The organism is Caldithrix sp. (assembly GCF_056497305.1).
This window is the reverse complement of the sequence record NZ_JBSMDE010000186.1, coordinates 1-10,669: the sequence shown is the minus strand read 5'-3', so window position 1 is coordinate 10,669 and position 10,669 is coordinate 1. Positions and strand designations below refer to the sequence as shown.

General features: G+C 44.8%; 8 protein-coding genes. 3 read left to right on the top strand and 5 right to left on the bottom strand.

Annotated elements, in window-relative coordinates; all coding sequences use genetic code 11:
* Positions 1–223: 223 nt before the first annotated feature.
* Together ACWB0I_RS15205 and ACWB0I_RS15200 are read right to left on the bottom strand one after the other, a co-directional pair.
* Entirely contained in the window at positions 224–1,588 is a 1,365-nt protein-coding gene (locus ACWB0I_RS15205) for a sigma-54-dependent transcriptional regulator (RefSeq protein ID WP_479388924.1), read from the bottom strand.
* Positions 1,589–1,600: 12 nt separating this feature from the next.
* Positions 1,601–3,934, bottom strand: a complete 2,334-nt coding sequence (locus ACWB0I_RS15200; RefSeq protein ID WP_479388923.1) for an ATP-binding protein — start codon at positions 3,932–3,934, stop codon at positions 1,601–1,603.
* A 313-nt stretch (positions 3,935–4,247) separates the two neighbouring features.
* Between ACWB0I_RS15200 and ACWB0I_RS15195 the strand changes: the two genes are divergently transcribed.
* Positions 4,248–5,477, top strand: coding sequence for an HD-GYP domain-containing protein (locus ACWB0I_RS15195; RefSeq protein ID WP_479388922.1), 1,230 nt, complete (start codon positions 4,248–4,250; stop codon positions 5,475–5,477).
* A 485-nt stretch (positions 5,478–5,962) separates the two neighbouring features.
* Here the strand turns inward: ACWB0I_RS15195 and ACWB0I_RS15190 are convergent, their stop codons facing one another.
* Both ACWB0I_RS15190 and ACWB0I_RS15185 read right to left on the bottom strand, forming a co-directional pair.
* Complete coding sequence (locus ACWB0I_RS15190; RefSeq protein ID WP_479388921.1) at positions 5,963–6,976, bottom strand: MBL fold metallo-hydrolase; 1,014 nt, start codon at positions 6,974–6,976, stop codon at positions 5,963–5,965.
* A gap of 119 nt (positions 6,977–7,095) precedes the next feature.
* Positions 7,096–7,683, bottom strand: coding sequence for a DJ-1/PfpI family protein (locus tag ACWB0I_RS15185; RefSeq protein ID WP_479388920.1), 588 nt, complete (start codon positions 7,681–7,683; stop codon positions 7,096–7,098).
* Positions 7,684–8,143: 460 nt separating this feature from the next.
* Here ACWB0I_RS15185 and ACWB0I_RS15180 point away from each other — a divergent pair, with 460 nt between their 5' ends.
* Positions 8,144–9,466: a hypothetical protein gene (locus ACWB0I_RS15180; protein WP_479388919.1), complete on the top strand. Its 1,323-nt coding sequence runs from the start codon at positions 8,144–8,146 to the stop codon at positions 9,464–9,466.
* Positions 9,467–9,527: 61 nt separating this feature from the next.
* A complete protein-coding gene (gene smpB / locus ACWB0I_RS15175; RefSeq protein ID WP_479388925.1) occupies positions 9,528–9,989 on the top strand; it encodes an SsrA-binding protein SmpB in 462 nt (153 codons plus the stop codon).
* Here the strand turns inward: smpB and ACWB0I_RS15170 are convergent.
* Positions 9,983–10,366 carry a hypothetical protein gene (locus ACWB0I_RS15170; protein ID WP_479388918.1) on the bottom strand — a complete coding sequence of 128 codons (384 nt, stop codon included), beginning with the start codon at positions 10,364–10,366 and terminating at the stop codon, positions 9,983–9,985. The genes smpB and ACWB0I_RS15170 overlap by 7 nt on opposite strands.
* Positions 10,367–10,669: the final 303 nt, after the last annotated feature.

Genomic DNA, 10,669 nt, shown 5'->3' with positions numbered 1-10,669 from the left:
TTGCGCTTGCGAATTGTCTGAAGGTGTAAAGGATTCCTCATCCCGCTAAAGCGGGAATTCGGAATGACACTCGGTACGGTCCTTCGCCTTTCAGGGGCGCTACTTGTCCTTTCACAAAATAATTCGTAATTCCTAATTTTTAATTAAAATTACTTCTTTGCCTGTCAGGCTGGTGCTGCCAGACTGGCCTGTCCGGTGCCAGACGGGTGACCCTTGCGGTTTTTTAAAGGTTGCGGCTCTGCTGCCTATCCTTGCGTTTGTCTTTTAACAATTGATTTAAATAACTCCTTTGAATGTGCAAAATTTTTGCCGCCTGGGTCTGATTGCCGCCTACCGCGCGTAAAACGGTTTCAATGAACTCTTTCTTGAAATCGTTAAGAGCTTGATTCAAAGGACGGGGCTCAAACAACCGATTTGCGCTTTGCAGGACAGGCGTTTGTAAGAAGGGGAAATCCTGCTCGTTTAATAGTGGTTTGTTGGACAGGATGATAGCTCGTTCGAGGGCATTGCGCAACTCACGGATGTTGCCAGGCCAGCTGTAGGTGCGCAAGCGTTCTTTTAGCGTTTCAGAGAGTTCGGGTTTCGGTTTTTTCAGATCGTGAGCAAACTGTTCCAGAAAAAAATTCACAAATGGTAAAATATCTTCCGGGCGTTCGCGGAGCGGCGGAATGTGCAGGGGAATGACGTTCAACCGGAAGAACAAATCTTCACGAAATTTTTTGTCGCGTACCAGAGTGGCCAGGTCCTTATTGGTAGCGCACACAATGCGCACATCGGCTTTTAATGTAGCCGTGCCGCCCACACGTTGAAACTGACCATATTCGATAAAATGGAGCAACTTGGCCTGCAGGGCCAGAGGTAATTCTGCCACTTCATCTAAAAATAAGGTGCCGCCGTGGGCCAGTTCCAGGCGTCCATGTTTGCTCTGATAGGCTCCGGTAAAGGCTCCTTTTTCGTGACCGAACAGATCGCTTTCGATCAGGGTTTCGCTTAAAGTAGCGCAATTGACATAAACAAAAGGCCCTTTGGCCCTCGGGCTTTTTTGATGAATAAAATGGGCCAGCAACTGTTTACCGGTGCCTGTTTCTCCCTGAAGTAAAATAATGGCTTCGCTGCGGGCCGCCTGTTGCGCGGTTTGCAGCAAATCGGTCATGGCCCGACTGGGGCCCATAAAAAAGGTGCCACGCTCATCCAATTCCTGTAACAACAACCGATTGCGCAGTTGCCTGCGTTCAATCAGTTTTTCTAAGAACAGTTTTAAGTGCTCGGGATTTACCGGTTTGCTTAAAAAATCTTCGGCGCCCTTTTTAATGGCCTGAACAGCCAGCGCAATGGAGCCGTAACCGCTCAACATGACAACGGGCAAGTTGGGCATCTGCTGGCGGGCAAAATCCAAAAACTGCAGACCGTCGCCATCGGGTAATTGTAAATCCAGAAGCAGAATATCCGGTTGAAAGGCTTCGAGGACCTGGCGCGCCTCTTTCAGTGTCTCTGCGCTCTGAACTTCGTAATTAAGCTTCTGTAAAAACGATTGCAAATCGGCTGCAAAGGAGCGATCATCATCGACGATAAAAATACGGGTTTTCATGATTTGAATCCTTCAATCTTTTTGTTGGCGCATTAAAGGTAACATAATGGCCACACAGGTTCCCTGTCCCTGCCGACGCGCGTGAATGGCGACATCGCCGCCCATGGCCCGTGCGAACTGGCGCGTCATGTACAGCCCCAGATGCAAACCTCGTTTGGCGGATTTGCCGGCAAAAGGCGTAAAAACGCTTTCCAGTTCATCCTGAGAAATACCCGGCCCCTGGTCACAAATGGTAATCCGGGCCATTGGTCTCTCTTCCTCAGCAAAAGGTTCAGATGCTACCTCAATGGTACTGCCCGCCGGAGCATATTTGAGCGCATTCTCCAGAACATTTTGAAAAATGCCCTCCGCTAAAACCGCATCGGCCCGGATGTGCATCTGATCGGGTACAGATAGACGCAGCGTCATCTGCTTTTCATTGATCTGCCACTGCAGGCTGTCCCGGACTTTTTGGATCAGCTGTTTCATATTCAGTGTTTGCAGATGCACCTCCATCCGACCGGATTCGAGGGCAGCCAGGTTAAGTAAGCTGCGCACCATGTTTTGCAAACGATCAATCTGTTGTTTTAGCTCGTTTTTCTGCTGTTCAAAGCGTTGGGCATCCCATGTTTCGATTTTCCACAACAGGGAATTGAGAGGGCCGTTAAAATTGTGTGCTACTTCGGAGACCATTAAACTTTTCCAGGCGCTCAGTTTATTGGCTGCCTCTTTTTCCGCCGATTCTTTGAGCGCTCTTTGCCAGAAGCGAATCTTTTCTATGGCCACCTGAACGGCTCTGGCCATCTCTTTGATCAGTTCCAGGTCTTCGTGCCAGAAGCGCGTCCCGGCTACTTTTCGTCCCAGGGCCCAGCACCAATCGCTGTCGATTTCAACCAGCAAAAAAAGCTCGTCCGCTAACTTTGTGGGAATGGCATCGGACAATACTTCAAAATAGGCCAGATGGTTTTCATTGGCCAATAGCCTAACCGGACCCTGGTCCTTCTTGAGCGGCTGTTGTATTTGAAATTGGTTACAGAGCAAGAATGTATTCCTGGTCAGGGGTAGAATGCGTTGCAGGTTGTGTTCAAGGAGCCTACCCAGGCGTTGAATATCCGAACATTGGGCCAATTCATCCAGAAATTGCTGCAAAACTCTGAACTGGTTGTAGCGAATATGAAACAGTTTTTGATCTACAAAACGACGTACGCGGCCAAGCAGGGGATTAAATGTTAGCGCCACTACCACAGCGGCCACGGCCGAAAGGTAAGGCGATTGAAAGGAGACGTTTCGCGAAAGCAGAAAAGAGAGGCTGCCGACCACCAATACGTACACGGTAATGATCAGGCTCAAGGTTACCAGGTAGGTTACGCTGCGCGATAAAACCACTTCAATGTCGAATAAACGATATTTAAGGATGGCTACGGCAACCGAAAGGGGAACAATGATTAAAAAGAGATCCGAAACCCATTCCGGAATGAGTGGCTGTAGGGCCAGGGCCTGGGGAATGCTCCACAAAAAGATGAAAGGGAAACTGCCCAGCAAAATGCCTCCGGCCACCCAGTAAAAGCGTAAACGGGCCACTGATTCCCGTGTGCGCGTAAAATTCAGAAACATATTAAGAAAGGAGAGCAGGATCAAAAGCAGGGTGAACAAACGAAAGATTCTGTAAAACTGGTAATAGAATTGGTAAACGTATTGCTCCGGATGAGCATAGCGCCAGAAGCCGGCTATTCCCAGAGCCACACCAACCAGCAAGGCCAGGCTAAGGATGGCCGCTTTAAAGCGTTTTAGAATGGGTTCCCTTAAAGCAGGTTGCGGAAAATAAAAACTGTAAATCAAAAATACAGCAAAGGCCAGCGGGTAAGCCAGATAGAACACAATCAGAGCGGGCGGTCCGCACACCGCGTGTCCCATGCCATCCCAGCTAATGGCGATAATCAGGCCAAACAAATAGCCGGCCCAGATAAAATAGGATTCCGGAGCGTCCGCTTTTGATCTGCGGATCCACAGAGCCACCAGTAAAAAAAACAAACCTGGCAACAGGTTGATGAGTACGTCCTGTGGATTATTGACTTTAATGCGTTTAAAATGCAGGCGCTGATGATCGGAGGTTTCAATGGTAACTGGTTGCCCGATTTTCTTTGTTTCGATGATCATTAAGGCAATGGATTTGTTTTTTACAGGGAATCCGTCGATGGTTGTCACCGGAAAGATTTTACCCTGTTTAAATAGAAACAGGCGGTGATCTTCTTCAAAAAAAGTGTAAGGCAATCCCGGCCGATGAAGCAAATTAACCAGGCTGCACCCCACAATGATCACCCAAAGGAAAAGAAAAGCATAAAATGATTTTTCAACCGGTTTGAACATGCATGCCCTTCCGGAGATGATTTTTTTTGAGCCGGGCAAGATGTTTTAAATCCGCCCTCTTCCCCCAAAAGATTGTTCTTATTGCTATTTTACAAAAAGAACACGCCAGAAACAATTCTTTGTCGGTCTTGTAACCATTCTGCCGCTTTAAGATGTTTTTTTCTTTCAAAAAATCCGACTTTTTGTTCGTTTTATCTGACGTTTTTGCCCTTTCCGGGTAAAAAAATTAGTGTAGTAAAGAGGAAAAAATTAAGCTTTTGTCTAAAACTCCGAATATCATAATAGAAGCAAAAACAGGGAGTTTAGCCCTTTCATGATCAAAAAAGTCAGCGTGGATAAACTGAAACCGGGTGTTTTTATCGCCAATTTTAATTGCAGCTGGTTGGCGCATCCCTTTATTGTAAGCAAAAAAAAGATTCGCAATTACCGTGATATTGAAAAGATAAAACAAAGTGGGATAAGAGAAGTTTACATTGATACCACGAAAGGCATTGACATTGTCGATTCCTTTACCAAAGAGGAATTTCTGGAATATTTTCAGGAATCATCGCTGCCGGAGGTCGGTTCTTATGATCTGAATTTTGACGTTAAGGTGGAGCTAAAAAAAGAACTTAAAAAGGCATATGAAATAAAAAACAAGGCTTACCAGGTTATCCAACAGGCCTATCAGGAAGCCCGCTATGGACAGGGTTTAAAGTTCGAGGCCATAAATCACATTGTTACAGAAATTGTTGAGTCGATCTCCAGAAATCAGGATGCCCTGGTGTTGATGTCAAACATTAAAGAAAAGGACGAATACACCTTTGTACATTCGTTGAATGTTTCGGTGTTGACGGCCGGTTTGTGTAAGGCTTTAAATATGTCCAAAGAAGAAGTTATTGAGTACACGCTGGGGGCTCTTTTACACGATATTGGAAAAAGTCGGATTTCTGACGAAATCCTTCACAAAGCAGGAGCCTTAACACCCCGTGAATTCAATTTAATGAAAAAACATGTGGAATTTGGTATTGATATTGTAAAAGAGAATTCGAAGATGACCGATATCATTCTGGCCTACATTGCAGAGCATCATGAACGCGAGAATGGAACGGGATATCCGCGTAAATTGCTGGGGGAACAGATATCGATACCAGGTAAAATTGGCGCTATTGTAGATGTGTATGATGCGTTAACCACGGATCGCGTTTATCATCCGGCAGAACATCCTACAGAGGCCATTAAAGAGATGTACATCCAGCGATTCCTGTTGTTCGATGAAGAACTTTTAGAACAATTTATTCTATTTATGGGCATCTATCCTCCGGGCTGCCTGGTTAAATTGGACACGGGGTTTTTAGCCATTGTTCTGGAATCCGGCCATGAGAGCCTGTTGCGCCCTAAAGTGCGCTTAATTTATGATCTGAACAAGGGGCTGTCCATAGCCCCGCGCAACCTTGATCTTGCGCAGGGTACGGGCCAGTTGCACAATATCGTTGGCATTGCGGATCCCACTTATTACAAAATCAATATTCTAAAATATCTGTTGCAAATTATTGAGAGCTGAATGCTCACGCTCCGCAATTTAAAATACTTACCTTAAAAGATATGACAACTTATCGTGTGAAAATTTTTGCGCTGAAGATCCTAACCCCCCGGCCCCCTTCCTTTTTTTTAAAGGGAACAGGGGCGGAGGGATGGGGTTTAAAATAAAAGCTCGCCATAAATGCTTCGTCCTCACAAAGTCGCGGATTGAAGCACGAGTTACATTGCTCTTTCGAATGGTCTGCCAATGTAAGGGATTCTCAGAATGACATGCCGGTACGGTTCCTCACCGCCTGGGCATAAGTTGCCCCTTCTAATTAGTTTAACTCAAGTCTACTTAGTTTTTCAGTACAGGTCAAATGAACTAATAGGTAATTTAAAATTAATTCGTGGCCTGTCCCCGAGAATCGGGATCTCCGCTTCGTTCCAACCGGTTGCCACTGCCAGACGGGCGTTATTTGCAGTTTTTAAAGGTTGTTGCTCTGCTCTCTTAGTTACGTAACATCATTACACAGCTTCCGATGCCCAACCAGCGGGTAAAGCGGTGGCTTTAAAAATCGTGCGCGCCTGCTGCAAAAATCGCTCAGGCGGTAGATGTTTGTAGCGTTGTGAAAAATGAAAAATAAACAATTGGCGAATATCCGCCTCAAGCGCCAGACGGGCCGCCTGGCCTATGGTAAGATGGTAGTTGTTTTGCGCCAGCTGCATGTCCTCATTCAGATATTGCGATTCGCAATACATGATCTGCACACCCTTCAACCAATCTATTAAACACTGACGCTGCTCTTCTCTCAATAAAAAATCGGTCAGGTAAACCAGACTCTCTCCTTGAACCCAATAAAGCAATTGCTTTCTTAATGCTCCTAATCGGTAGATCGAACCATTGATCCGTACGCTTTGTTGATCGGGGATGGAACGATCCAGCAAAATACGAATCCATGGGCCGCGCTGTAAGTTGAGCGCGTTTAAATGCTGACTGGACACCTTTTCCCTGTCCTGTTCCAGCAGTTTAAAGCCCAAAACAGGAATTCGATGATCAAGCAAAAGCGTGGAAACCTGAAATTCAGGCAGGCTCAGGATCACCCCCGAATGTGGTTCTGCTGCAATGTGTTTCATAGTGCGGAACTGATCTACAGCACTGACCACATACTGATCCACGGCCTTTGCACTAACCTCATGAATCACCCATTGCGTTTCACTGTCTTCAATTAAATTCCAGGAAAAACTATTTAAACGGTTGAAAATTTTAGTTGCACTTTCCGCAGGCCCCCAGATGTGCACTGCTTTAGGCGCACGGTTGTAATTCAATCGAATAAAATGATCCAGACCTGCCACATGATCGAGATGGAAATGAGAGAGAAAGAGGTGGTCGATTTTTATGATTTCGCCTGCTGACAGTTGGGAGATCGTATTTTCGCCACAATCAAACAATAAGCGATAGACTTTTTGCCCGGCGTTAACTTTAACAAACAGGGCATTATCCTGAAATGGTGCGCCCAAAAGCTGATGAACAATGGTCATTGGTCAGATCTCACCTAAAAACTAAGAATTGCATCTACAAAAAGGCCCGCACTCATTGACAACCAATGAAGTCGGGCCTGTGGTCTGTCCTTAAAACAGGCATGTAGGGTGGATTAAGATTATGCTTCTACCTTTGAACCCAACACCTGCAAAAACTGTTTCATCCATTCCGGATGGGCCGGCCAGGCAGGGGCAGAAACCAGTTTACCATCGGTGTGAGCATTGCTGAAGGTATCATTGTTGGCTACCCATGTCCCACCAGCTAATTCCACTTCAGTTTTAACCGCAGGATAGGACGAACATTTTTTCCCTTTCAAAACTCCAGCGGCTGCCAGAATTTGCGGGCCATGGCAAATGGCAGCGATCGGCTTATCGTTTTCTGCAAAATGGCGTACGATTTCCAGTACGCGGTCTGTCAGTCGCAGATATTCAGGCGCTCTTCCGCCCGGGATAACCAGCGCATCGTACTCCGCTTCATTAATACTGTCAAAATCGGCATTCAGCAAAAAATTGTGCCCCGGTTTTTCAGAGTAAGTCTGATCCCCTTCAAAATCGTGAATGGCAGTTTTGACGGTTTGCCCTTTCTTTTTACCCGGACAAACAGCATGAACTTCATGGCCGACCATGGTTAAAATCTGAAAAGGGACCATCGTCTCATAGTCCTCTGCAAAGTCCCCTACCAGCATTAATATCTTTTTCCTGGCCATGGTAACATCCCTCCTTTTTTGGTTAAACATCGAGTTTAGTAAAATGTACATTTTAGTGTCATTTCAAAGAATCCCGAAAATTGTTACGACGAGTAATCTTTTGATATTTGTTGAAATTAGAAGAATTCTCATCTCCCGTCGAAGTCGACCCTCAAATGACACAGATTCGAAACGAAAAGCCATGATTACTGATGACTTTTATCCAGATTGCGACCACACTATTTTGGGAATTATTCCTGGAACTACATCGTTTCATTTTACAAATTACAATTCGGTCAAAAGTACATGGAGAGCAACTCATCTGTCAGCAGAACGCGATCTATCCCATGCTTGAAACAAATTTAAGAAGCAGAAAGCTAAATAGAAAATTTTTTGTGATTTTCAATCTAAGTTTTATTAGTTTTATTTGATAATGACCCAATGCTGCCATAAATTTACGGTTGGTAAAAGGAGGATTACTTTGGCAGAACAATTTCATAAAATATACATTTCTGCAACGGACTTTATTAAAGCCTGGGAAAAGGAAGTTTATGAACTTACCAATCTGGATTATTTCATCTACCTTCTGATGAATTCGGTTGCCGAACAGATAGAGACTTCATTTTTCCCAAAACTGTTTAATGTAGATGAAGAACTTATCCTGAACAGCGAAGAAATTACCAATCTCTCTTTTCATCTGGGCGATAGCTTGCAGCTATTTTTTGACAAAAATTGTTTTGGCTCCTGCCCGCTCAACTGCCCGAACCAATTGCAGCAAAAAGTTTCTCAGGAAGACTTTGTTAAGGCCGGGAAAATCCCTGAAAGCACGGAATTCGGAATTTTTGCCTGCAGCACTAAAGAGCATTGTCTTAAATACGATCTACTCAACTATGTAATTATCGATACTGTTCTGGATTTTTACCGCTACGACCTAAAAATTGTGGCCAATGATGAGCACCCTGTTTTGCAACGCCTAATCCATTTTATTAACGATAAAGTGATTGACCTCATTAAAAAAGAAAGCGATCCTTTGTTAAAGGCGCCAGAAGACAATGCCGGAGAATTATTTGACCGGCTTATGGAATTTGATGACAACCAGTGGTCTGAACCGGAATACCTCTATTTTGACGATGCCGAAGATCTGGACGCGATGGAACCATGGAAGCGTTCTGCATCAGACATGGTTCACATCATTGAGGAATTTGAACAAACTCTTCCTCAGTCAGAGAAATTGAACAGCATTAAACTATTCAAAAAATTCCTGACCACCTTCATGGGGCCCATCAGCATCGATGATCTGGTCTATGAAGACCTGGAAGAATTTTTCCTGATCGTATTCCCCACCGAATTGGCGGCCGAAAATTGGATCGTTTTCAAGGAAGAAATGAATTTGTTTGATCGTTTCATTCAATTCATCGACTATCATTATGAGAAAAATTTTGCGCTCTACTGGGATGAACTCAGAGCCAACAACCTCAGCGCATTGCGCAGGACATTTCAATTGAGCCAAAATTTCCACCAAAAACATTCGTATGTTGAATATCAACTTTCCAGCGAAAAAGTCAGTCCGTCTCTCCTGGATGGTTTCTTCGAAGTGATCGATTTTGAAAATGGTAAATTTATTCTAGAAGACATCCACATCAAAGAACGTTACAAGCTGGTCGATCTTTCAATGCTCGATATCGGTCTGATTGAACCAGGTGATATTATCAATATGCAATTACTACCGGAGACCAAAGGCCAATGGCGCGCCCTTTGGGTAGAATGTGTTTTTGCCCCCAGAGCCAAATATTATCTTGTCTAAAATCAAACCTTTTAGTAACTTGCCTCATCTTTAATTGGTATTGACAAAATGGAAAACAATGATGGCAGAACAAGCAATACGTGTTGTAACTAATAATAAAAAAGCGCGACACGATTACCATATTATCGACACCATTGAAGCCGGTATTGCGCTCAAAGGTAGTGAAGTTAAATCGGTTCGCGAAGGGAAAGTAAGTTTACAGGATGCCTATGCCCGCTTCAAAAAAGGCGAGCTGTGGTTAATCGGTATGCACATTGCACCTTACAAACAAGCAGCCTTTGAACAACCAGACCCCAGAAGAGACCGCAAGTTATTACTCCACAAAAGAGAATTGAAACGTCTTTTTCGTCAAACAGAAGAAAAGGGCATAACCATTGTGCCACTTAAAATTTATTTCAAAAAACACCTGGTAAAAGTAGAATTAGGTATTGCCCGCGGTAAAAAACAGTATGATAAACGGGCGGCCATCGCCGAGCGCGACCAGAAACGGGAAATGGAACGCCTCAAAAAAGTACATTATTGATATTTACGAATACTTCCCTTAAAAGATTTAAAAGGTCTAGTCCCGCCATGGCGGGATGCAAAAATTTTTTTGCGGAGTGAGGAAGTAAAAGCGTTTAATTGTTGATTTGTTGAATGGTTGAATGGCCCGTCCTTCGGCCGGATAAACCTGTCCGGTGGACGGGCCTGTCCGGTTGGCCAGACCTGTCCGGCTGCGCCTGCCAGACGGGCCTGTCCGGCTGGATAGCCGTCCAGACGGGCCCGTCCTTCGGCCGGACAGGCCTGTCCCCGAAGATCGGAATTTGGAATGACGCTCGGCACGAAGGCTAACTGATTGTCATTTCGACCGATGCGCAGAGCGAAAGCGGCGTGCAAAGTGAAGAAATCATATGGCGACATATCTTCCCCAAACGTGTCATTCCGGCCCAGTACAAGCGAGAGCCGGAATCTCTTTAATCATGTAAGGGATTCTTCTCCAGCTAAAGCGGGAATCAGAATGACATTTCGGCACAGGCCTTCATTACCTGGGCCCAACTTACCTTTTCAAAAAAAAATCCGTAATTCGTAATTTTTAATTTTTAATTAAAACATACCTCGCTTCACCGGACCTTCAAGGCAAGGTTCCGCCTGATCTGGAACGGACCTTCTGACTTACTTTTGGAGTAACGGCCCTTTCTCTAACAGAAAGCCAGTTATTCCATA